This window comes from Gilvibacter sp., from assembly GCF_013214815.1.
Lineage (GTDB): Bacteria > Bacteroidota > Bacteroidia > Flavobacteriales > Flavobacteriaceae > Gilvibacter.
This window is the reverse complement of record NZ_JABSPU010000023.1, coordinates 1-23,804: the sequence shown is the minus strand read 5'-3', so window position 1 is coordinate 23,804 and position 23,804 is coordinate 1. Positions and strand designations below refer to the sequence as shown.

The following is a 23,804-nucleotide window of genomic DNA, read 5'->3' as shown; positions in this document are numbered from 1 at the left end:
AAGGGCAATTACTCTTCTAAACGGATATCCAATCCAAGACCTTTCAATTCATGCATCAATACGTTGAATGACTCAGGCAGACCAGGTTCTGGCATGCTTTCGCCTTTCACGATAGCTTCATAAGTCTTGGCACGTCCAATTACGTCATCGGATTTAACCGTTAGAATTTCGCGCAAGGTGCTGGATGCTCCGTATGCTTCGAGCGCCCAAACCTCCATTTCTCCAAAACGCTGACCACCAAATTGTGCCTTACCTCCAAGTGGTTGCTGCGTAATGAGCGAGTAAGGTCCAATAGAACGGGCGTGCATCTTGTCATCGACCATGTGACCCAACTTAAGCATGTAGATCACACCAACTGTTGCCGGCTGATCAAAACGCTCTCCGGTTCCACCATCGTATAGATAAGTGTGTCCGAAGCGTGGAATACCTGCCTCATCAGTCAATTCGTTGATCTGGTCTAGAGTAGCACCGTCAAAGATCGGAGTAGCAAACTTGCGACCCAATTTCTGACCAGCCCATCCTAGTACCGTTTCGTAGATCTGTCCGATGTTCATACGAGATGGTACCCCAAGTGGGTTCAATACGATATCTACAGGAGTACCGTCTTCAAGGAATGGCATATCCTCTTCACGTACAATACGTGCAACAATACCTTTGTTACCGTGACGTCCTGCCATCTTATCTCCTACCTTAAGCTTACGTTTCTTAGCGATGTAAACTTTAGCCAGTTTCAAGATTCCAGAAGGAAGCTCATCTCCAACAGAGATGGTAAACTTCTCGCGTCTCAGGTTACCCTGTAGGTCATTCTCTTTGATCTTGTAGTTGTGCAACAACTCGGCAACCAATTTGTTGGTGTCCTTATCTGTAGTCCACGTTCCTTGTGTAAGGTGCGTATAATCGTCTACAGCGTTAAGCATCTTAAGGGTGTACTTCTTTCCTTTAGGGAAGATCTCTTCACCCAAGTCATTCATTACACCTTGAGCAGTTTTACCACCCACGATCTCAAAGAGCTTCTCAACGAGCACGTCCTTCAAAGCAGAGAACTTAGTCTCGTACTTCAATTCAAGCTCGTTGATGTCTTCTTTATCTTTAGCACGTTTGCGCTTGTCTTTAATAGCGCGTGCAAATAGTTTTTTGTCAATTACTACCCCGCTTAGTGATGGAGAAGCTTTCAAAGAAGCATCTTTTACATCACCTGCTTTGTCACCAAAGATGGCGCGAAGTAGTTTTTCTTCCGGAGTCGGATCGCTCTCTCCTTTTGGAGTGATCTTTCCGATTAGGATATCACCAGGCTTCACCTCGGCACCAACGCGGATCATACCGTGCTCGTCCAAGTCTTTAGTAGCCTCTTCGGATACGTTAGGGATATCACTAGTCAATTCTTCGTTACCTAATTTGGTATCGCGAACTTCTAGCGAGTACTCATCAATGTGAATAGACGTAAAGATATCTTCACGAACCACTTTTTCTGAGATCACAATCGCATCCTCAAAGTTGTAACCCTTCCATGGCATAAAAGCCACTTTCATGTTACGTCCTAGTGCCAATTCTCCGTCTTCCGTTGCATAACCTTGACACAGTACCTGTCCTTTTGCCACACGGTCACCTTTGCGAACGATAGGCTTCAAGTTGATCGAAGTACTCTGGTTGGTCTTGCGGAATTTGATCAACTGATAGGTTTTAGAATCTCCATCAAAACTTACCAAACGCTCGGTATCGTTACGATCGTATTTGATAGTGATCTCACGAGAGTCCACGTATTCAACTACTCCGTCACCTTCTGCGTTGATCAATACTCGTGAATCGGACGCTACTTGACGCTCCAATCCAGTTCCCACAATTGGAGAATCTGCAATAAGAAGCGGTACCGCCTGACGCATCATGTTTGATCCCATCAAGGCACGGTTCGCATCATCGTGCTCCAAGAAAGGAATAAGCGAAGCCGAGATCGACGAGATCTGGTTTGGCGCTACATCCGTGTAGTGTACCTCCTTAGGGTCTACTACTGGGAAGTCACCTTCCATACGAGCAATGACACGATCGTTTTCAATAGTTCCGTCTTTCTTAAGCGGAATGTTTGCCTGAGCAATTAGTTTCTCTTCTTCCTCTTCTGCAGATAGGTAGATCGGCTCTGACTTCAAGTCAACTTTACCGTTCTCCACCTTGCGGTAAGGAGTTTCAATGAATCCGAGGTTATTCACCTTGGCATACACAGAAAGAGAAGAGATCAGTCCAATGTTTGGACCTTCAGGAGTTTCAATAGGACACAGACGCCCGTAGTGGGTGTAGTGTACGTCTCGAACCTCAAAACCGGCGCGCTCACGGGATAGACCTCCAGGTCCTAGTGCAGAAAGACGACGCTTGTGCGTGATCTCTGCAAGTGGGTTGGTCTGGTCCATGAACTGAGACAATTGGTTAGTTCCAAAGAAGGAGTTGATCACAGAAGATAAAGTCTTCGCATTGATCAAGTCGATCGGAGTAAATACCTCGTTGTCACGAACGTTCATACGCTCACGAATGGTACGAGCCATACGCGCTAAACCTACTCCAAACTGTGAAGAAAGTTGCTCTCCTACGGTACGTACACGACGGTTAGACAAGTGATCGATATCATCAATCTCCGCTTTAGAGTTGATCAATTCAATCAAATACTTGATGATGGTAATGATATCTTCTTTGGTAAGCACCTGCTTGTCCATATCGATATCCAAACCGAGTTTTTTGTTCATTCGGTAACGTCCTACCTCACCCAAATTGTATCGTTGATCTGAGAAGAACAACTTGTTGATGATTCCGCGAGCGGTTTCTTCATCGGGCGGTTCAGCGTTACGCAATTGACGATAAATGTGCTCTACCGCTTCTTTTTCAGAGTTGGTAGGGTCCTTTTGTAAAGTGTTGTGGATAATCGCGTAGTCCGCCTGCTGATTATCTTCTTTGTGAAGTAAGATGGTCTTACTTCCGGACTCAAGAATTACGTCAATATGTTCTTTTTCAAGGATGGTATCACGATCCAAAACGATCTCGTTTCTTTCGATAGATACAACCTCTCCAGTATCTTCATCTACGAAATCTTCGTGCCAGGTCTTAAGTACACGAGCCGCCAACTTGCGATCCATGTATTTCTTAAGTCCAGTTTTTGTGGCCTTCACCTCTTCTGCAAGGTCAAAGATCTCTAAGATATCTTTATCGCGCTCAAAACCGATGGCGCGGAAAAGTGTAGTTACTGGTAATTTCTTTTTACGATCGATATAAGCGTACATTACACTGTTGATATCGGTCGCAAATTCAATCCATGATCCTTTGAATGGGATCACACGTGCCGAGTACAATTTGGTACCATTAGCGTGGAAGGACTGTCCAAAGAACACCCCTGGTGAACGGTGAAGCTGAGATACAACTACACGTTCAGCACCGTTGATACAAAAAGTTCCAGACGGTGTCATATACGGGATAGTTCCCAAGTATACGTCCTGCACGATAGTTTCAAAATCTTCGTGCTCTGGATCGGTACAGTATAATTTTAAGCGGGCCTTTAACGGAACGCTGTAGGTCAATCCGCGCTCAATACACTCTAAAATCGAGTAGCGTGGCGGATCAACGAAGTAATCTAAAAATTCCAGTACAAATTGATTGCGGGTATCTGTAATTGGAAAGTTTTCCATGAAGGTGTTGTACAAACCTTCGTCTCCTCGTTCTTCTGATTTGGTCTCTAACTGGAAAAAATCTTGGAAGGATTTTACCTGAATGTCCAGGAAGTCTGGATAATCCGGCTTGTTTTGCACAGAAGAGAAATTCAATCTTTCAGTTTTCGTTGCGGACATCTACGAACGGAATTTAATTAACAAAAAACTAGGGTGCGCAAAGGTTTTAAAATCAAACCTTTATATACGCAAAATGGTTTAGGCCCATCCCGCATTCGGGAAGGCCTAAACCTTAGGGTTGGCTAACTGCCGGGAGCTTACTTAAGCTCAACCTCAGCGCCAGCTTCTTCTAACTGAGCTTTTAGTGCTTCAGCTTCGTCTTTAGCTACACCTTCTTTGATTGGTGAAGGAGCGTTATCAACTAGTTCCTTAGCGTCTTTAAGACCAGCACCTGTCAATTCTTTAACTAGTTTTACTACAGCTAGTTTAGAACCTCCAGCGGCTTTAAGGATTACGTCGAATTCTGACTTCTCTTCAGCGGCGTCTCCACCAGCAGCACCACCACCAGCAGCAACAGCTACAGCTGCAGCAGCAGGCTCGATACCGTACTCTTCTTTAAGGATGTCAGCTAACTCGTTTACCTCTTTTACAGTAAGGTTAACTAATTGTTCTGCGAATTCTTTTAAATCTGCCATTTTCTATCGTTTTAATAAAATTGTATTCTAAGTGTTTGATTTTTCTTGTTGTGCTTATCCTTCGCGCTCAGAAAGTGTCTTAACAATTCCTGCAATCGTTCCACCGCTCGATTTAAGAGCAGAGATAACGTTCTTAGCAGGCGATTGCAACAATCCGATGATATCGCCAATAAGCTCCTCTTTCGATTTGATCTCAACGAGAGCATCCAATTGGTCGTCGCCAATGAAAACTGCTTCTTCGATGAAAGCACCTTTAAGGATTGGACGGTCCGCTTTTTTACGGAACTCCTTGATCACTTTAGCTGGAGCGTTTCCAGTCTCAGAGAACATCAATGAGGTGTTGCCTTTAAGCACACCAGATAATTCTCCGAAGTCCTTGTCACTGCTCTCCATTGCTTTCTCAAGCAAAGTGTTCTTTACTACAGACAACTTAACTCCCGCTTTAAAACAAGCGCGTCTCAAGTTGGTTGTAGTTCCTGCGTCCAAGCCTGAAATATCCGCTAGATATACTACAGAGTTCTCAGCTAGCTGTGCAGTCAAATCCTGAATAACTTGTGATTTTTCTTCTCTTGTCATTGTCTATGGGTTTTACTACTCAGCAAATCGCTTGGTGTCTACACTCACTCCAGGACTCATAGTACTGGACATGTAAATGCTCTTGATGTATACACCTTTGGCCGCTTGAGGCTTTAACTTTACTAATGTGGTTATTAATTCGCGGGCATTTCCAGCGATTTTTTCTGCGTCAAATGACGATTTTCCGATCGCAGCGTGAACGATACCGGTCTTATCTACTTTAAAGTCGATCTTACCACCTTTCACATCTTGCACCGCTTTAGCAACGTCCATTGTTACTGTACCAGTCTTAGGGTTTGGCATAAGTCCACGAGGTCCTAGAATACGTCCTAGTGGTCCTAACTTACCCATTACGCTTGGCATGGTAACAATTACGTCAACATCTGTCCATCCTCCTTTAATCTTATCGAGGTATTCGTCTAAACCAACGAAATCAGCTCCTGCAGCAGTAGCTTCGGCCTCCTTATCTGGAGTAACCAAGGCCAATACTTTTACATCTTTACCAGTTCCGTGTGGAAGTGTTACAACCCCGCGAACCATTTGGTTAGCTTTGCGAGGGTCAACATTCAAACGAACTGCAAGATCTACAGAGGCGTCAAAGTTCACGTTGGTGATCTCTTTTATTAAAGCAGAAGCTTCGGTCAAGCTGTAGTCCTTATTTACGTCTACCTTCGCGCGAGCTTCCTTTTGCTTTTTGGTCAATTTTGCCATGATCTGTTTTCTTTAAATCATTAAAAAGGGGCTGTCCCTTTGATTTTAACTCCCATAGATCGTGCAGTACCAGCTACCATTTTCATGGCAGACTCGATTGTAAATGCGTTCAAATCCGGCATTTTATCTTCTGCAATAGTTTTCACCTGATCCCAGGAAATTGTGGCTACTTTACGCACGTGTGGTTCACCAGAGCCTTTTTTGACTTTGGCTGCCTCAAGGATCTGTACAGCTGCTGGAGGGGTCTTAATTACAAACTCAAAAGATTTGTCCTTATAAACCGTAATCACAACAGGCAATACTTTACCTTGCTTATCTTGAGTTCTACCATTGAATTGCTTGCAGAACTCCATGATGTTAACACCTGCGGCACCTAAAGCGGGTCCTACTGGCGGTGACGGGTTAGCCGCTCCACCTCGAACCTGTAACTTTACGACTTTATCTACTTCTTTTGCCATTGTTTACATTTTAGGTCGATTCTTCACAGTTGGAAGCTCCGGAAGAATCACTTTATTCGCGTAACAGTTTTTTACTAAATTTTTTCTACTTGCATATAGCTGAGCTCCAGTGGAGTCTTACGACCGAAGATCTTCACCATAACTTCTAGCTTGCGTTTTTCTTCGTTGATCTTCTCTACGGTTCCGTTGAATCCGTTGAAAGGACCATCGATCACTTTTACAGTCTCTCCTACTACATAAGGAATGTTTAGGTTCTCATCTTCGATAGCCAATTCGTCTACCTTACCTAACATTCTGTTCACTTCAGACTGTCTTAACGGCACAGGGTCTCCCCCTTTGGTCTCTCCTAAGAAACCTATCACACCGTTGATGGATTTTATGATGTGTGGAATCTCTCCGGTGATATTCGCATTGATAATGATATATCCTGGAAAGTACACACGTTCTTTACTTATCTTTTTTCCGTTGCGGATCTGAATAACCTTTTCGGTTGGAACCAGAACTTGCTCGATATAATCTTGCAGATTCAAGCGCACCACTTCACTTTCGATGTAGTTCTTGATCTTGTTCTCTTGTCCGCTAACCGAACGAACAACATACCACTTCTTAGTATTTTTTGTCTCCGTCATTCTGCAGCGTTTATCCCTTGATTAGTTTAAAGTACTGCTCGATCACTCCAGAGAAGACTGTGTCTACTCCCCAAGTGGCCAATGCCAATACAACAGAAAAAACTGCAACAATAACAGTAAGTCGTTGAGCCTCAGATAAAGGTGTCCAAGTCACGTGATTTCTTAGCTCGTTATACGACTCTTTAATATATTCTATCATTGTTCTTGTGTTTTGCACGGGTTGAGAGACTCGAACTCCCGACACCTGGTTTTGGAGACCAGTGCTCTACCAACTGAGCTAAACCCGTAGATAAAAGTCAAGGTGCACCGCGAAAACGGGACACCTTTGACTTATTTATGTTTATCTACTGTGTACTTAGTCGATGATTTCAGTAACCTGACCAGCTCCAACAGTTCTACCACCTTCACGAATAGCGAAACGCAATCCAACGTTAAGTGCGATAGGTTGAATCAAGTCAACAGTAATGGTAAGGTTATCACCAGGCATTACCATCTCAACACCATCAGGAAGTACAATGTTTCCAGTTACGTCAGTTGTACGTACGTAGAACTGAGGACGGTAGTTGTTGTGGAATGGAGTGTGACGTCCACCTTCTTCTTTCTTAAGGATATAAACCTCGGCTTTGAATTTAGCGTGAGGAGTTACAGAACCTGGCTTACAGATTACCATACCTCTTTTGATCTCAGTCTTTTCAATACCACGTAGAAGGATACCAACATTATCACCAGCTTCACCGCGATCTAGGATCTTACGGAACATCTCAACACCAGTAATAGTAGAAGTCAATTTCTCAGCTCCCATTCCGATGATGTCTACAGCGTCACCAGTGTTGGCAACTCCAGTCTCGATACGACCCGTAGCAACAGTACCACGACCAGTAATAGAGAATACATCCTCGATTGGCATCAAGAAATCTTTATCTACATCACGCTTAGGTAGCTCAATCCAGTTGTCTACAGCTTCCATAAGCTCCATTACAGTGTCAACCCACTTTTGCTCACCGTTAAGTGCACCAAGAGCAGATCCAGCGATAACAGGACCATTGTCTCCGTCATACTCGTAGAAGCTCAATAGGTCACGGATTTCCATCTCTACTAGTTCAAGTAGTTCCTCATCGTCTACCATATCCACTTTGTTCATGAATACAACGATACGTGGAATACCTACCTGACGTCCTAGAAGGATGTGCTCACGTGTTTGTGGCATTGGACCATCTGTAGCAGCTACTACAAGGATAGCACCGTCCATTTGTGCAGCACCAGTTACCATGTTCTTAACGTAGTCGGCGTGACCTGGACAGTCAACGTGTGCGTAGTGACGGTTAGCCGTCTGATACTCTACGTGAGAGGTATTAATAGTAATACCTCTTTCTTTTTCTTCTGGAGCGTTATCGATAGAGTCGAAAGAACGCAACTCAGACAATCCTGCGTTGGCTAGTACAGTTGTAATAGCGGCAGTAAGGGTAGTTTTCCCGTGATCAACGTGTCCAATAGTACCGATGTTCAAGTGCGGTTTGGAACGATCAAAAGTTTCCTTTGCCATGTTTATTAATTTTTAATCTTAATTATATTAGTGTTCAAATTCTTGTTTACTGTTGAATTAAGACCTTCCGATACTTAGCGTATCCTGTTGACTAATCCAAAGAAGCAGTTCTTTCAAACTACTTAGAGCCAATGACGGGAATTGAACCCGTGACCTCTTCCTTACCAAGGAAACGCTCTACCCCTGAGCTACATCGGCTTATGCGGGTTGGGCCGTCTAGCCCCGCCTGCCTTATCCATCATTTTACTGACCGATAAGTACAGCAAAAATCGCACCCTCTAATGAAGATGCGATTTCGGCTTGACTTTTGAGCGGGAGACCGGGTTCGAACCGGCGACATTCAGCTTGGAAGGCTGACGCTCTACCAACTGAGCTACTCCCGCGTTTTTTCTTGCTGTGCAAGATTGGTTTTCAGTACGTCGAAATTTTAGTGCTGCAAAATTAATGAAATTTTACTAGAAATAAAACAAGCAAAATGAGTTTTCATTGCGACTTTATTTTGCGCTGTGTTTTCCATAAAGATTACTCGACCGTCGCCTCGCATTATCCTTCTGAAACACTTTCATGTTTCACCATTCGGATTAGCTCGCTGTCGCCTCGCATTATCCTTCTGAAACACTTTCATGTTTCACCATTCGGATTAGCTCGCTGTCGCTCGCTGATCCTCGGTGGTGAACCATCTTTATTTTTTTTCGTCGGCTTACAAAAGCGAGCTTTTGACGCCGACTTTCAAAAAATAAAGTGGGGAGAGCAGGATTCGAACCTGCGAAGGTAAAAACCAACAGATTTACAGTCTGTCCTCGTTGGCCGCTTGAGTATCTCCCCGATAGCTCTAAAACATCGATTTTAAAGAACATAAGAGCCGATGGAGGGACTCGAACCCACGACCTGCTGATTACAAATCAGCTGCTCTAGCCAGCTGAGCTACATCGGCGCTTTTATACTTCTTTTTTGATCAAAAAAAAGTCCGCTATTTCTAACGGACTGCAAATGTATAATAATTTTCTTTTGAAAAAAACTTTTTGAGAAAATTTACCCTAAAGATGGGCACGTTGTTTTTGCTTTCGCTTTTTGAGCTGCCGCTCTAAAGAATTTGCACATTCGTCAATACCTTCTTCAAATTTCCTACACTCCTTTTTTACAATGACATCATCACCGGGGATACTCAGCAAGACCTCAACGATCTTATTCTCCTTCTGGCTAGTGTTTTGCACTTTCAAAAACACATCTGCAAAGATGATCTTGTCGTAAAAAGTTTCGAGTTTTGACAACCGCTTTTTGATGAATTCAATAAGCTTGATGTCTGCGTCAAAGTTTGGAGTTTGCACATTAACTTTCATACACGGGTAATTTAAGTTAGACAAAGATTTGTCCTCTAAGATTTATTCCGCGGATGCGCCTTGCTGTGGATTTTCTTTAATTCTGCCACACTGTTGTGTGTGTAGACTTGGGTGGAAGCCAAACTGGCATGTCCGAGCAGTTCTTTAACAGCATTGAGGTCTGCACCTTCGTTCAATAAGTGAGTTGCAAAGGAATGCCGCAATATATGCGGGCTTTTCTTTACCTTGGAGGACGTTATACTAAAATACGAATTTATAATTCGGTAAACAAGCGTTTCGTATAATTTAGCACCCTTAGCGGTAAGAAACAGCCAAGGTGTATCTGGCTGATTTACAACCTCAGCGCGCTCTCCATCCAAATACGACTTCAGATCATTGAGCACCCCGGGCAAAAGCGGCACAATGCGCTCCTTGTTGCGCTTTCCCAATACTTTGACCGCTGCTTGTCCAAAATCAATATCAGAGACCTTGAGATTAATGAGCTCACTGCGACGCATTCCCGTGGCGTAAAATAGGCTCACAATCAACTTGTCTCGCACACTTTCAAAACCGTCTTGGCTATTTAGCGCTTCAATAGTGGCTGCAATCTCTGCTTGAGAAAAAGGCACCTGTAATTTCTTAGGAGTTTTTAGCGCCTTGTGCTGTGCCAATGGACTCACAGATATAGTACCCGTTTTTAAAAGGAATTTATAATAGGCCTTTAAAGATGCGACTTTGCGATTTACGGATCTATTGGATATGCCCGAATCAACTAATGAAACGATCCAACTTCTGATTTGCGGATAATGTACTGTTGCAAAATCCTGCTGACCATATTCAGCATCTAAAAAAAGCGCAAAGGCTTCTAGATCTCTTGTATAAGCGGTAAGGGTATGCTGGGAGTATTTCTTCTCCAGACTGAGGTAGGCGATGAATTCGGTAAGGGCCATAAAAAAATCCGCTGAACAATGTAAAGGTACACTTTCCAGCGGATTGTTTATGTGGTGATCCTAACGACCTAGATCTCTTCCTGATCTCTAAGATGTTGGATGTATTGCGCTTTTTGGATTTGCGCTCTGCGCTTTACAGAAGGTTTTGTAAACTGCTGACGTGAACGTAGTGCACGCATAGTTCCTGTTCTGTCAAACTTACGCTTGAAACGCTTTAGCGCTCTATCAATATTTTCTCCGTCTTTAACTGGTATAATTAACATAGTGTCATCACCTCCTCTCTTTTGCGGATGCAAATATAGAAAGTTAATTTTTATATCTGCAACTTCTTTCTAAAATTATTCCTTGAATAAGGAAGCCCGTGTACTGAGATCTCGAATGAGTTTTTCTTCCTCCTCACTTTCTAAAAGCACATTGTAGGTCTTCCAAAAGGCTTGATTATACGGCCTAGGGATAAAGATATCATCAGACCATTCTTCACTCAGGGCCTGCTCAATAACCATGTCATCACGTATAATTTCCGTAAAGACAATTTCTTGAACCGTGTAATAGAACTGCTCCTCTCGCTCCTTTTTGATCTGCTCTGCCGTTTTCTCTTGTTGATCTGAGGAACGATTCCCAATATTGACTAGTTTGGGTGTTTCGTAATAAATATAGTTGGGATACCATTTGTCCTCAAACTCTTTATAGGTGATCACCAGTTTGTGATTGAGCGTTGTGCCGAACAAACTCTTGGAGCGTCTGCGCTGTGCATCAGAGGCAGCGATCAGTTCGTACTCGATGCGCTTAATAGCATAGGTTTTCCAGTCGATATAAATCCACCCTTTAGGCTCAAAACCTTCATTGTAGATTCCTGGAGTATTGAGTCCGACGTAATCTGTACCTTTCTCTATACGGATCTTATAAACCTTTCGCCCATCGTCTACCAAAACAGTATCCAAAGTGAACTGATGGCGTTCTAACATCTTATCACCCAAGATCGCAAAACGGTCTCCAGCGTTGCGCACCATATTGAGCTTTCCGTTAAAGAGATTGCCCAAACCGTTCACGCGGTTGTCGTTCCACTTAATAGCCTCTACCAATGAAGCCGTTTTAATGGTGTCTCGTCTTAAGTTATCGGCTTTAATGCGCATCCCTTTTTCATCACGCAGATAGGAGTAGTACGTAAACAAACTGTCGACGTCTCTTAGGTCATAACTCTTTCGGTTTTCATCCACATTGACTTTGAGGTATTCTGAACCACCTGCGACATAGGTGGAATCATAAAGGCTGATGGCACTTTCAATAAGCCATTTGTATTCGATCTGATTGCGTTCTTTATGTCTTAAGAATCCTTTTTGGATGTATGAGCTGTCTGGCAAATTACGAGGTAAACGCTCCAAGGCACGGATCACAATATCGTTTCCCGTCGTGGGTCTTGGGTCTGCCACGACAACTACTTCGTCTAAGGAGGCAATGTCTTCTTCTAAAAAGATATCTTCTGCAGGATTAAAATCTGCGATGGCTGTTTTAAAACTCTTGAACCCGATGGAAGAGATCACCAAAGTATCATTCACGTGCTTAGGTGGGACTACCAAAGAGAATTTTCCATCGCTATTACTCACGGTCCCGATATAGGAATCCTGAACATAGACACTGGCACTCTCAATAGGCATGAAAGTGGCAAAATCCACGATCTTTCCATTGAGTACTTTCTCTTGTTGTGCGTAAGTAAATCCACAGGCCAAGAAGACGCCTGCAAAAAGTAATTTTTTAAATAGATTGAGCTGCATGCATGTAGGTTTAAATCTCCAATTTAACTTAATGGAGACCTATTGTAGCTCAAAGTTACATAAATCGGCGAATTATGTAGCCGGTTTGTACTCTTTGCCGTCGATCACCATTTTTGCGATAATTTCACGTAAGATTTCCGAAGTACCGCCTCCAATAGGTCCAAGTCTGCTGTCACGCAACAAACGTGCCATTGGATACTCTTCCATATAACCGTATCCGCCTAACATCTGTAAACAGTCATAGGCTACCTCATCAGCGATCTTGGTAGAGATCAGTTTAGACATACTGGCTTCTTTCACCACGTATTCTCCATCACCCAAACGTTTGGCAATGGCGTAGTTGAAGGTTTTGCACACTTCTACCTCAGAGGCCAGTTGAGCAATCTTGTGGCGCAAGGCTTGAAATTCAGAGATAGACTTACCAAAGGCCTTGCGGTCTTTCATGTATTGAATGGTGTATTCAATAGCCCATTCCGAGCGCGCGTGGGCATTAATTCCCATGATCAATCGCTCGCTGGCAAAGTGCTGCATGATGTATTGAAAACCTTTGTTTTCTTCTGCCAAAAGATGCGTAGCAGGAATTTTTACATCCGTAAAGGAGATCTCTCCGGTATCACTAGCACGCCATCCCAGCTTGTCTAACTTAGTAGCAGCTACTCCATCCCAATCACGATCAACAATAAACATGCTGATCCCTTTATTACCTAAAGACGGATCGGTCTTGGCCGCAACAACCAAATAGTCGCTGTAGACACCATTGGTGATAAAGGTCTTAGACCCGTTTAAGATGTAATGATCACCTTGCTTTACGGCTGTAGAACGCATTCCAGAAACATCAGATCCTCCAAAAGGTTCAGTGACACATAAACAACCTATCATTTCACCCGTAATACTCTTGGCTAGGTAGTGTTGCTTTTGCGTTTCGTTTCCTTCTGCATTCAGGTGCGTCATGGCCAAATAGGCATGTGCCCACATGGCGGCAGCAAAACCTCCGGACTGTACACGTTGCAATTCTTCTAGAAAGATCACGGTGTAGAAAAAATCTAAGCCCATGCCTCCATAAGCTTCCGGATAGGCAATCCCAAAAAAGCCCATCTCCCCCATTTTACCCCAAATGGATCGGTCAATAGTTCCACTGGCCTCCCAGGCTTCAATATGAGGCGCAACTTCCTTTTGCAAGAAATCGCGGAGACTGGCTCTAAAAAGATCGTGTTCTTCGGTAAAATAAGTAGTACTCATGGATTGTGTTATGCTTTCGTTTTTCCAGAACTCAAACGTTTGAGTTCACTATTAAAAAAAGACCAAATCGGGTGCTTAATCGAATTGCAAATATACGGCAATTCCCGCTAACCAATCCGCAGTGACCCCATCCAACTTAAGCAATTCTGTAGGCTCCGAAACCCTTCCGCGTAACCGTCTGAAAATCACCAGCTCTTTTGCCATTTCAAAGTTAATCCCTGGTAAAGTAGCTAAGTCAGAAGCGGAAACCTCATTAAAGTACAACTGTGGCTCCACAGCAGTTTCAACAATATAAAAGTGCTTTAAAAGTTCAGCTCGGGTTTTGGGTTTTAAGCCGTAGATCAATCGCAGCTGCAAGCTATCGCCAAAATTTCCATAACGCTCTTTGAAACCCAGTATTCGCCCAGCTAAGACCGGGCCAATTCCATAAACAGAATCGAGCGCTGCCGCACTGGCCTTATTGAGATCCTTTTTGATTATATTTTTATTAAAACTAGAAACTTTCTTTGCTTGCTGCGTCCAAGCAGGAAACTTAAAGTAAGGTGCCATTGCCCCTAAAAGAGAATCAGAAACCCCAGTAACTCTTTGAAAGTCGGCTGCAGAACGCAACCAAAGATTCTTTGCTCTAAACTCTTCCAAGGCAGTTAAAGCAGAGTCGCTTAAACCCCAGAGGTATGCATTGTACGAACTTAAAAAATTAGGATTAAAACGGTAGCGCTTAGGTTTTGCCGCCTCAGCGCTCAAGGAATCGATACGAGCCAATTCTGTCGCACGCGTTTCAAGCACTACTTCTGCTGCTGAATTATACTCTGGACTCCGCAAGAGACTCAATGCAATTATGCCCAAAATCGAACTTAAAAATAGAAAAACGCTTAGGTGATCCTTCGCGTAAAATAGCAGCAGCCTTTTGGCCAAAAAAAATACCCCCATGTCAAATAGTTTTGCATAGGGGTATTCATAAAAAAGTTAGTCTGGCCGTCTAATTGGAAGACTTTAGTCCTTTAATAGCGTCCAGGTATTTCTTCATTTCGTCTCGTACTTTCGGGAACAAGAAGAAAAGTCCAATCATGTTCGGGAATACCAAGGCGAGAATCATCGCGTCGGAGAATTTGATCACCGCATCCAAAGTAGCAGCGGCTCCAATGATCACGAACAATAGGAACATGATTTTATAAGTAAGATCGGCAGCTTTTCCTTTACCGAACAAATACTTCCAAGATTGTAATCCGTAGTAAGACCAAGAGATCATTGTTGAGAATGCGAACAGTACAATCGCAATGGTCAATACATATGAGAATCCAGGAATCACAGAATCAAAAGCACGTGAAGTTAAGTCTACTCCACCGAGTTGCTCTCCTGTTCCGTTGAGGATCACGTTGGATCCTTCTACAGCTCCGTATTCAAACACGCTTTGCAAATTGGTTCCGTCAATGTTGAAGAAGATGATCACCAAGGCAGTCATAGTACAGATCACTACAGTGTCAATAAACGGCTCCAACAAGGCAACAACACCTTCACTGGCTGGATATTTTGTTTTTACTGCGGAGTGTGCAATAGCTGCTGAACCTGCACCCGCCTCGTTAGAGAAAGCCGCACGCTGGAATCCAACGATCAGTACTCCAAGGAAACCTCCAAGTCCTGCCATAGGAGTAAAAGCTCCTTTAAAGATCAATCCGAATGCATCATCGATATACGAGAAATTAGCGAAGATGATCACTAAGGCAGCCAATACATAGATACCTGCCATAAATGGAACGATCTTCTCGGTAATCTTAGCAATACGTTTAATACCACCAATGATCACAATACCTACCAAGACAGCTAGGATAACACCAATGATCGTTTTGGTAGCTCCACCTTCAATTTGAATTAAAGAAAGCAATTGCACAGTCGCTTGGTTGGATTGGAAGGCATTACCGCCACCAAAAGAAGCTCCAACGCAAAGAATCGCAAAGATTCCAGCCAACACTTTTCCAAGCCCAGCCATATTGCGTTCTTTCAATCCTTTAGACAGGTAGTACATCGGTCCACCATATACGGTACCGTCAGGACCCACATCACGGTATTTAACACCCAAAGTACATTCGACAAACTTCGTAGCCATTCCAATAAGACCACATATGATCATCCAAAAGGTAGCTCCAGGTCCACCCAAAGCGATCGCTACAGCAACCCCGGCAATGTTTCCTAAACCAACGGTTCCAGAAACTGCAGTTGCCAAAGCCTGGAAGTGGGATACTTCCCCTTCCTCGCTCTCGTCGCGAATGGTATCTGGCAAATCGCCATCAACGATATTTACGTCAGATTTTTCAACACCATGGCCTTCTGCGCCTTCAATGTCGTCATATTTTCCACGCACCGTATTGATCGCCAAAGGAAATCTTCTGATGCTCGGTACTTTAAAATAAATAGTAAAGAAAGTAGCTCCTAGAACCAATAGAATCACCACTACAGGTATGTTGAATTCGCCCACGGGAACCGTAGTCAAAACTAGGTTTTCCCACCAGACCGCGGCAGGCATTACCGCGTCGTTGATCTTTTCATCTAGACCAGCTTCTTGAGCGTCTTGAGCAAAAGAAAATAAGGGTGATAATACTGCTAATGCTAACAGAAGTACTTTTTTGTACATAAGAATTGTTTTAGTTTGCGATTTTTTCCAGCTCACAAGATGCTAAAAAAAATAGCGAATTCAAATTTTTAGCCGTTAAAAAGTCTGGGCTTAAACCTTGTAAACCTCCTTTAAACGCTCGATTTGAGGCGGCCTACCAATAAGGATAAGTTTGGATTGTTTCTGGAGGACCATTTCCGGTTCTGGATTCACAATGTACTCACCATTAGGGGATTTGTATCCGATAATGGAACAGCCCGTTCGCTTGCGCAGATCAAGATCGCGAATGGCCATTTCTTTGCCATCGGGACAAATATTTTCAAAGGAAACTTGCTCTACATTGATACTGTCTTCTTCCCCAGAAACGGTCAGGTTATCTAGAAATTCAACCAAGTCTGGAACTACGACCAGCGAGGCCATATGATCGCCGCCGATCTTATCAGGCATGATCACATTATCCGCACCTGCTAATTTGAGTTTTTGATAACTGGTCTCTTCAGTAGCACGGCTTATTATGCGTAGTTTGGGATTGATCTGTCTAGCAGAAAGTACAATGAACAAATTGTCTGCATCGCTCGGCAAGGCGCAGATCACCGTTGCGGCGCGCTCAATTCCGGCTTGATATAAAACCTCATCTTCATCGGCATTACCATTGACGATCAAAATATCATCGTCTAAAAGGGCTCGCGCCACGATCTCCTCATCGATCTCTACAACCACAAATGGTCTGTTGTAGGCCTTGAGCTTTTGCACGGCCTGTCTTCCGTTTCTTCCGTACCCACAGACAATGACGTGTCTGTTCAATGATTCGATCTGCTTTTTCACTCTTTTCTGTCTAATGTTACCAATATTGCTCTTGCCCAAGAGGTATTCAGAGATGACCGTGATGGCATATCCAACAATAAAGATACTGGATAGGATCAATATTGAAGTGAATATCTTTTCACTTGGTCCAAGGGGTTGAACCTCCTGAAAGCCCACTGTAGTAATGGTGATGATGGTCATATAGACCGCATCGATCCAGCTGTAATCTGCATAAAACTTAAAGCCGAGAACTCCAGCCATAAACACAGCCAGCAAAAGGACCAAGGCAATGGCCATTTTGGATCTAAAGTACCTTCTGAATAAAGTAACTCTGGGCATTTACTGATTTAAATCTGATACAATCAAAGCCTGCTATAAATCAAAAACAGAGCTTCTCTTGGTGTAAATTAAGTCTTTTAATTTAAGCCAGAAAGCCAAGGTGAGATAAATAACGAAACCCGCACCGAGGGTTGCAAAACTCACATAGATAAAAAACAGTCGGACACTCTTAGCTCGCATCCCTAAGCGCTCCGCCAAACGCGAGGAAACATAGAATCCGCGTCGCTCAAAATAGTGCCTTAAATCATAAACCCATTTCATAGCTTTCTGCCTTAATACAAGATAAGAAAACCCCCGATTTTTAGGTCGAGGGTTTGTGTTTTTTCAGTCAGGAACTTATTCGATATAGCCCATTTTGCGCATCCAGTCGTCATTGAACATTTTGCCAACATAACGGCTGCCGTGATCGTGGAACAGCACCACAACAACATCGTCTTCATTGAATTCATCTTTGAGCTGCAACAGTCCTTTCATAGCCGCACCCGCAGAATTCCCTAAGAACATCCCTTCTATCTTGGCCAAGAGTTGGGTGTAAACGGCTGCGTCTTTATCAGTGACCTTAGTAAAGCCATCGATTACGTCAAAGTCTACATTCTCCGGCAAGATGTCCTCACCGATTCCTTCTGTGACATAAGGATAGATCTCTTTCTCGTCAAAGATCCCGGTCTCGTGGTATTTTTTGAATACACTTCCGTAGGTATCGATTCCCCAAACTTTTACATTCGAATTTTGTTCTTTCAAATATTTCCCCACTCCAGAGATGGTTCCACCAGTACCAACACCTACTACAAAATGAGTAACCTTACCGTCGGTTTGTTTCCAGATCTCAGGACCGGTGCTTTCGTAATGCGCTACCGCATTGCTCGGATTGTCGTATTGATTCACATACCAACTGTTTGGGGTTTCTTCTCCCAAACGCTTGGAAACAGAATAATAAGACCGTGGATCATCAGGAGCCACATCCGTAGGACAAACAATCACTTCTGCACCCATAGCTTTAAGCACATCTACTTTTTCTTTAGACTGCTTATCGGTAGTTACAAAAATGCTTTTATAACCTTTTACCACGGCTGCCAGTGCCAAGCCCATTCCCGTATTTCCAGAAGTACCCTCAATGATGGTTCCTCCCGGTTGGAGGCGTCCGTCGGCCTCAGCATCTTCTACCATTTTAAGAGCCATACGGTCTTTCACCGAATTTCCCGGATTGAAAGTTTCATACTTAGCGAGTACCAAACAAGGCAATTCTTTGGCCAGGTGATTGATCTTTACCAAGGGCGTATTCCCTATGGTTCCCAATATATTTTCTGCGTATTCCATCTGTGTGTTTAAGACAGTGCAAAGGTACAAAACCCCTCAGATTTTAAATCCCTTAGGTCTTGTTAATTCTAATAGGATTATTGAAAGCGGATGGCCTTGATCGGCGCAATTCGAGTGACAGTATAAGAAGCTCCCCAAAGCATCAGTAAACAAAGCGCAAGCGTTCCGGCATTGAGCGCTAAAATGTAAAATGCATTGAGATATACAGGCGCTTCTTTCATGTAGTAGATCTCTGGATCAGGGTATTCAAAAACACCAAATTGCCATTGAATTGCAATCAGTCCCAAACCGATCAAATTCCCCCAAAACAAGCCTCGCAGGATAATGTATCCCGCATTGTACAAGAAAACCTTTTGGATGCTCCAGTCAGAACTGCCCAAGGCCTTCAAGGTTCCTATCATTTGTGTGCGTTCTAAAATAAGCACCCACAAAGCAGTGATCATATTGATCCCAGCAATCACGATCATGATCCCAATAATGAGGTAAATATTAAAATCGAACAGGTCCAACCATTCAAAAATGGAGAAGTATTTTTCTCTAATGCTGATGGCGTTGAGTTCGGAATCGATATTTTCATAAACCGCTGCGCTGGTTTCAGACAACTTGTCAAAATCTTCCACAAAAACTTCAAAGCTTCCGATCTGATCCGGCTCCCATTTATTCAAGCGTTGAATGTGCCGAATATCAGCTACTAAGAATTGCTCATCAAACTCCTGAAAACCGCTGTTGTAAATTCCAACAAGATCAAAACCGCGTGTTCGCGTAGGACGCTCGCTGTCGTTATTGACAAAATAAGTGGCCACCTTATCTCCAACTTTGAGATCCAGTCGATTGGCCAGATATTCCGAGATGAGAATTTCTGCATTTAAATTACCGCTGTAATCCGGTAGACGCCCTTCTTTGAGGTACTGCTCAAAATGAGAGAAGTCGTAATCGGCATCTACCCCTTTGACCACAATACCTTCAAAGGTTTCTTCCGTACGGATCACCCCTCCTTTTAAAGCCGTGACCTGAATATCCTTAATGCCGGGAACTAAATTGAATTCCGGATAGAACTCTTGATTGATGCTGATGGGGATCTGAGAGTCAAAAGAAAAGTTGGTATCATAATTGGAGATGATGATATCCCCGTGAAAGGCAGAGACCTTTTCCTTGATCTTGCGTTGCAGCCCAATACCTGTAGCAATAGCAATAAGCATCACTATGGTGCCAATGGCAATAGCAGCTATGGCTATTTTTATAATTGGACCCGATACGCTACTTTTATGATCCTTGGAACGCGCAATGCGACGGGCTATAAAATATTCGAAATTCACTCCAGATCTATGACTGTTCTAAGTCTCAAAAATACGCTTTTATTCCTTCTAATTGTTATGTGTTCTTGCGGATCCAAATCGCAAGAATCTGAGGATTGCTGCCCGGAGGAAAACCCGAAGCCACAGATCACTCCAATCCCTGCAGCCAATAAAACCGAAGCCTATTTACCGCTACTTGAAGGCAAACGCGTGGCTGTAGTCGCCAATCAAACCAGCGGCATTAATGACGGTAAGCTATATTTGAGCCGTGTTACTGATACAGTCGCAGGAGATACCCTATTTAACAAGATAACTGTGCAGACCCATTTAGTGGACAGCTTACTTGCAAGAGGCGTTAATATTGTAAAAGTATTTGCTCCGGAACACGGTTTTAGAGGCCGAGCCGACGCGGGAGAAGCTGTTAAAGACGGCGTAGACACCAAAACAGGCTTAGCCTTGCTGTCCCTACACGGCAAACACAGAAAACCAATGCCCGAGCAATTGACGGATGTAGATATCATTGTTTTTGATATCCAAGATGTGGGCGTGCGTTTTTACACCTACATCTCTACCATGAGTTTGGTGATGGAAGCCGCAGCAGAAGCCGGCATTCCAATAATTGTTTTGGACCGACCCAATCCCAACGGACATTATATTGACGGCCCGACCATGCTTGCAGAACACACGAGCTTTTTGGGCATGCATAGCGTTCCGTTGGTGTACGGAATGACCATAGGCGAATACGCATTGATGGTTAATGGAGAAGGCTGGTTAAAAGACGGAATCAAAGCAGATTTAACGGTTATTCAAAACACCTATTACAACCACCGATCTAAATATGTGCTACCCGTGCGGCCGTCACCCAATTTGCCGAACGCCACAGCGGTAAATTTATATCCCAGTTTAGGCCTGCTAGAAGGCACCAACCTCAACGCGGGACGCGGAACCGATTATCAGTTTCAACTGCTAGGATCGCCTTATTTACCCAAAGAAAAATACACCTATCAGTATACGCCTCAACCCAATTTTGGATCCAAATACCCAAAACATCAAGATGCAGACTGCAATGGTCTTTTCTTAGGTCAGCAGCCTTATTTAAGCTTGGTGGATCTGCATTGGATCGTAGAAGCGTATCGCAATCACACCAAAAAAGACGAATTCTTCAATACAGCCAATTTCACTACTCACGCAGGTACTCCGCTATTGCAACAGCAAATTCAGCAAGGCTTAAGTGCTGAAGAAATCCGTGCCAGCTGGCAACCCGAGATCGAGGCCTTTAAAAAGATCCGCGCTAAATACTTGCTTTACGAAGAGTAATTCGGCAGGCGCTTTTTCATTTCCTCCACGATGTTATAAGCGGCCGGGCAAATGGCTACGTTCTTTAGCGTAAGATTAGAGATCTGCTGAAATTTTTTGCGATCCGTATGCGGAAACTCACGACAGGCCTTAGGGCGGTGGTCGTAAACGGAGCAATAGTTATCAGCTCCTAAAAAAGGACAGGGTACAGACTGCAAAACATAGTCGTTGTCTTCATCGATCCGTAGATAGGTTTCAATGAATTGCTGCTGCTTCATTTTAAAAAGCTTGGCCAAACGTTCAATGTCTTTATCGGTAAACAATGGGCCCGTGGTCTTGCAACAGTTGGCACACTCCAAACAATCGGTTCGCGTAAATTCATCGGCATGCAGCTCTTGCATCAAACTGTCCAACTGCTTGGGCGGACGCTTTTTGAGCTTGGCGAAGAACTTCTTGTTCGCTTTATGGTTAACTTTGGCTTTTTCTGCCAGCTGTTCGAGCTGCTTATTCATAGTTTCTGCGGATGCGTGTAACCGATCTCATGGGCCAGGCCATAAAAGACCACTTTGCGGGTAAAGATACAGAAGACCTCTGGAACGAGACCTCCATTAGTGAAAAGGATATTTTGCCGCTAAAGCATTTGTTTCGTGATTTTAATGATATGCCCTTAATTGAGCAAAAAGCCTTGGAACTGGCTCGTGGTAAAATTTTGGATGTTGGCTGCGGAGCTGGTTCGCACAGTTTATACCTTCAAAAGCAAGGTCGTGAAGTGACCGCTCTAGACATAAGCGCAGACAATATTGAAGTGGCCCAAGCCCGTGGCGTAAAACAAACACGTTGCGAATCCATCTACGATTTAGAGCACGAAAAGTTCGATACCTTATTATTGCTGATGAACGGCACGGGGCTCTTTGGACGCTTGGATCAAACCAAAAAAGCACTGGAACATTTACGCTCCTTATTGGCTCCAAACGGTCAAATCCTTGTAGACTCTAGTGACCTGCAATATATGTATGATTACGACGAGGCTGGAGTGTTGATGGTGCCTGAATATTTAAAATACTACGGAGAACTAGAGTGTGTATTGCACTATAAAGACCAACAATCTGAGCCTTACTATTGGTTGTATTTGGATCCAGAAACCTTTGGAATTTTAGCCCAATTAGCGGGTTTGCATTTTGAACTGATTGAAGAGGGAGAAAACTTCGACTATCTCGCTCGGCTTACTGCTGTTTAGGGGTAAAACCCATTCCCTTTAACTCATCTAAAGTGGCCAGATATAAATCTCGACTCCAAGATTCTGAGGCTGCAGAAATATTCTGAATCAGACTTTGTTGCACAGCAACCAGTTTTTGTCCAGTGGCAGAATTTATAAAAGTACTTTGATTGGCTTGCTGGGCCTCAGGTGAGCTGCTGTAGTGCATATAGAGGTTTTGAATGTCGGTCTCTTCAAAATAACTGCGGTAAACAGAAGCCAACATATTCAATATACCAGCGACCTGATCTTCTTTTTGGTCTTCCAGCTTTGACCAATGGGATTCTGGAACTCCCTGCCCGTCAAATTGGGTTTTAATCAATGCGATCATTTGATCATAGGCGCCCTCATATTGGCTTTGAGTTCCATTGATCTTTAAGTAATTCACGGTTTGCTCTTGGACCGAATCGGTCTGGGCAAGACTCGAAAAACAAAAACCACAAACAAGCGTTATAAAAATACAGCTCTCATAAGATTAAAAAAATGCTTTAATTTTGTACAAAGTACACATTCACGCTATGAAATGAGCACGAATACATTTAATTGCTGGAATAACTTCAGTTTCAATTAAATTTTTGGTGCGAAAGCAAAGCGGTTGATCGATGCAAATATTAATTATTTGATTCATTGACTGCACAAAGAAAAATATTAAATCCATGAAAATATTACGATATCTACCTTATTTGTTCCTTTTGTCCTTTGTGGTCCTTTCATCCTGTAAAAGTGACGATTCCTCGGGAGGCGATGATACAGAAGAACCTAACCCTAATGCTGGAAACCTATTAAGCGTAGGTGATTCTGCTGCCGACCTCTTAGGAGCAGCTAACTTTGATGCAGTAAATATTGAGTTGGTATTTATCGAAAACTTTAATCCTCGAGCAGAAACCGTGGAAAATCTGCGCATTTTTATTGAAGAACGCCTTAATAAACCTGGAGGCGTTAATATCATTGAACGTTCTATTGAACCCATTGGCATGCAGCCTTTCAGTACTGCAGAGATCGCAGAAATTGAGGATCAGGTAAGAACGGTATACAACCAAGGAACCACACTTGGTGTATTTATTTTCTTTACTGACGGGGCGAATATCAATGATACCCAGTTCAGCAAAACTTTAGGAACTGCTTACCGCAATACCTCTTTAGTGATCTATGAAGAGACCATCCGTGAATTCAGCGATGAAGCTGGAGAACCTGGACGGGTTGCTTTGGAAAGCACTACGCTAAATCACGAGTTTGCGCATTTATTGGGCTTGGTGAATCTCGGCACGCCTTTAACTTCAGATCACGAAGATCCCATCAATACCCGTCACTGTGTGGTGGAGGACTGCTTGATGTTCTTCCAAACAGAGATCCATGG

24 protein-coding genes and 5 tRNA genes are annotated in these 23,804 nt (G+C 43.4%); 3 read left to right on the top strand and 26 right to left on the bottom strand.

Annotation, left to right across the window (positions count from 1 at the left end; all coding sequences use genetic code 11):
• Positions 1-8: 8 nt before the first annotated feature.
• The 24 genes from rpoB to HRT75_RS06785 form a co-directional block, all read right to left on the bottom strand.
• Entirely contained in the window at positions 9-3,821 is a 3,813-nt protein-coding gene (gene rpoB, locus HRT75_RS06900) for a DNA-directed RNA polymerase subunit beta (RefSeq protein WP_291184325.1), read from the bottom strand.
• 137 nt (positions 3,822-3,958) lie between these two features.
• The gene (rplL, locus tag HRT75_RS06895) at positions 3,959-4,336 is read right to left on the bottom strand and encodes a 50S ribosomal protein L7/L12 (protein WP_087523077.1); all 378 of its coding nucleotides are present in this window, start codon (positions 4,334-4,336) and stop codon (positions 3,959-3,961) included.
• Positions 4,337-4,390: 54 nt separating this feature from the next.
• Positions 4,391-4,912, bottom strand: a complete 522-nt coding sequence (gene rplJ, locus HRT75_RS06890) for a 50S ribosomal protein L10 (protein WP_291184321.1) — start codon at positions 4,910-4,912, stop codon at positions 4,391-4,393.
• 15 nt (positions 4,913-4,927) lie between these two features.
• Entirely contained in the window at positions 4,928-5,623 is a 696-nt protein-coding gene (gene rplA, locus HRT75_RS06885; protein WP_291184317.1) for a 50S ribosomal protein L1, read from the bottom strand.
• A gap of 20 nt (positions 5,624-5,643) precedes the next feature.
• Positions 5,644-6,081 carry a 50S ribosomal protein L11 gene (gene rplK, locus HRT75_RS06880; RefSeq protein WP_087523080.1) on the bottom strand — a complete coding sequence of 146 codons (438 nt, stop codon included), beginning with the start codon at positions 6,079-6,081 and terminating at the stop codon, positions 5,644-5,646.
• A 74-nt stretch (positions 6,082-6,155) separates the two neighbouring features.
• A complete protein-coding gene (gene nusG / locus HRT75_RS06875) occupies positions 6,156-6,710 on the bottom strand; it encodes a transcription termination/antitermination protein NusG (RefSeq protein ID WP_291184313.1) in 555 nt (184 codons plus the stop codon).
• A gap of 10 nt (positions 6,711-6,720) precedes the next feature.
• Entirely contained in the window at positions 6,721-6,909 is a 189-nt protein-coding gene (gene secE, locus HRT75_RS06870; protein WP_087523082.1) for a preprotein translocase subunit SecE, read from the bottom strand.
• A 15-nt stretch (positions 6,910-6,924) separates the two neighbouring features.
• Positions 6,925-6,997 (bottom strand) — tRNA-Trp (locus tag HRT75_RS06865).
• 68 nt (positions 6,998-7,065) lie between these two features.
• Positions 7,066-8,253, bottom strand: a complete 1,188-nt coding sequence (gene tuf / locus HRT75_RS06860; RefSeq protein WP_291184309.1) for an elongation factor Tu — start codon at positions 8,251-8,253, stop codon at positions 7,066-7,068.
• A gap of 126 nt (positions 8,254-8,379) precedes the next feature.
• A tRNA-Thr gene (locus HRT75_RS06855) sits at positions 8,380-8,451 on the bottom strand.
• A 112-nt stretch (positions 8,452-8,563) separates the two neighbouring features.
• Positions 8,564-8,636, bottom strand: a tRNA-Gly gene (locus HRT75_RS06850).
• Positions 8,637-8,995: 359 nt separating this feature from the next.
• Positions 8,996-9,078 (bottom strand) — tRNA-Tyr (locus HRT75_RS06845).
• Between the two features lie 35 nt (positions 9,079-9,113).
• Positions 9,114-9,187: transfer RNA gene (locus HRT75_RS06840), tRNA-Thr, on the bottom strand.
• Between the two features lie 103 nt (positions 9,188-9,290).
• Entirely contained in the window at positions 9,291-9,593 is a 303-nt protein-coding gene (gene raiA, locus HRT75_RS06835) for a ribosome-associated translation inhibitor RaiA (RefSeq protein ID WP_291184306.1), read from the bottom strand.
• A gap of 35 nt (positions 9,594-9,628) precedes the next feature.
• A complete protein-coding gene (locus HRT75_RS06830) occupies positions 9,629-10,522 on the bottom strand; it encodes a tyrosine-type recombinase/integrase (protein WP_291184303.1) in 894 nt (297 codons plus the stop codon).
• A 68-nt stretch (positions 10,523-10,590) separates the two neighbouring features.
• Positions 10,591-10,785: a 30S ribosomal protein S21 gene (gene rpsU / locus HRT75_RS06825; protein WP_087523086.1), complete on the bottom strand. Its 195-nt coding sequence runs from the start codon at positions 10,783-10,785 to the stop codon at positions 10,591-10,593.
• Between the two features lie 75 nt (positions 10,786-10,860).
• A complete protein-coding gene (locus tag HRT75_RS06820; protein ID WP_291184301.1) occupies positions 10,861-12,294 on the bottom strand; it encodes a carboxypeptidase-like regulatory domain-containing protein in 1,434 nt (477 codons plus the stop codon).
• A gap of 72 nt (positions 12,295-12,366) precedes the next feature.
• The gene (locus HRT75_RS06815; RefSeq protein ID WP_291184298.1) at positions 12,367-13,533 is read right to left on the bottom strand and encodes an acyl-CoA dehydrogenase family protein; all 1,167 of its coding nucleotides are present in this window, start codon (positions 13,531-13,533) and stop codon (positions 12,367-12,369) included.
• A gap of 75 nt (positions 13,534-13,608) precedes the next feature.
• Positions 13,609-14,379: a helix-hairpin-helix domain-containing protein gene (locus HRT75_RS06810; RefSeq protein WP_291184296.1), complete on the bottom strand. Its 771-nt coding sequence runs from the start codon at positions 14,377-14,379 to the stop codon at positions 13,609-13,611.
• 133 nt (positions 14,380-14,512) lie between these two features.
• Positions 14,513-16,162: an alanine/glycine:cation symporter family protein gene (locus HRT75_RS06805; protein ID WP_291184292.1), complete on the bottom strand. Its 1,650-nt coding sequence runs from the start codon at positions 16,160-16,162 to the stop codon at positions 14,513-14,515.
• A gap of 90 nt (positions 16,163-16,252) precedes the next feature.
• Positions 16,253-17,284, bottom strand: a complete 1,032-nt coding sequence (locus HRT75_RS06800; RefSeq protein ID WP_291184290.1) for a potassium channel protein — start codon at positions 17,282-17,284, stop codon at positions 16,253-16,255.
• Positions 17,285-17,317: 33 nt separating this feature from the next.
• A complete protein-coding gene (locus tag HRT75_RS06795) occupies positions 17,318-17,545 on the bottom strand; it encodes a PspC domain-containing protein (RefSeq protein WP_291184287.1) in 228 nt (75 codons plus the stop codon).
• 75 nt (positions 17,546-17,620) lie between these two features.
• Entirely contained in the window at positions 17,621-18,601 is a 981-nt protein-coding gene (locus HRT75_RS06790) for a pyridoxal-phosphate dependent enzyme (protein ID WP_291184284.1), read from the bottom strand.
• A 77-nt stretch (positions 18,602-18,678) separates the two neighbouring features.
• The gene (locus HRT75_RS06785) at positions 18,679-19,917 is read right to left on the bottom strand and encodes an FtsX-like permease family protein (RefSeq protein ID WP_291184281.1); all 1,239 of its coding nucleotides are present in this window, start codon (positions 19,915-19,917) and stop codon (positions 18,679-18,681) included.
• A gap of 9 nt (positions 19,918-19,926) precedes the next feature.
• Between HRT75_RS06785 and HRT75_RS06780 the strand changes: the two genes are divergently transcribed.
• Positions 19,927-21,213, top strand: a complete 1,287-nt coding sequence (locus HRT75_RS06780) for a DUF1343 domain-containing protein (protein ID WP_291184278.1) — start codon at positions 19,927-19,929, stop codon at positions 21,211-21,213.
• Here the strand turns inward: HRT75_RS06780 and HRT75_RS06775 are convergent.
• Positions 21,201-21,704 carry a YkgJ family cysteine cluster protein gene (locus tag HRT75_RS06775; protein ID WP_291184275.1) on the bottom strand — a complete coding sequence of 168 codons (504 nt, stop codon included), beginning with the start codon at positions 21,702-21,704 and terminating at the stop codon, positions 21,201-21,203. The two genes, HRT75_RS06780 and HRT75_RS06775, sit on opposite strands and share 13 nt — an antisense overlap.
• An 11-nt stretch (positions 21,705-21,715) precedes the next feature.
• Between HRT75_RS06775 and HRT75_RS06770 the strand changes: the two genes are divergently transcribed.
• Positions 21,716-22,429: a class I SAM-dependent methyltransferase gene (locus HRT75_RS06770; protein WP_291184273.1), complete on the top strand. Its 714-nt coding sequence runs from the start codon at positions 21,716-21,718 to the stop codon at positions 22,427-22,429.
• Here the strand turns inward: HRT75_RS06770 and HRT75_RS06765 are convergent.
• A complete protein-coding gene (locus HRT75_RS06765) occupies positions 22,416-22,835 on the bottom strand; it encodes a hypothetical protein (RefSeq protein WP_291184269.1) in 420 nt (139 codons plus the stop codon). The two genes, HRT75_RS06770 and HRT75_RS06765, sit on opposite strands and share 14 nt — an antisense overlap.
• Positions 22,836-23,103: 268 nt before the next feature.
• Between HRT75_RS06765 and HRT75_RS06760 the strand changes: the two genes are divergently transcribed.
• Positions 23,104-23,804, top strand: a 701-nt coding sequence (locus tag HRT75_RS06760; protein WP_291184266.1) for a hypothetical protein, incomplete at its 3' end; no start/stop codon positions are given.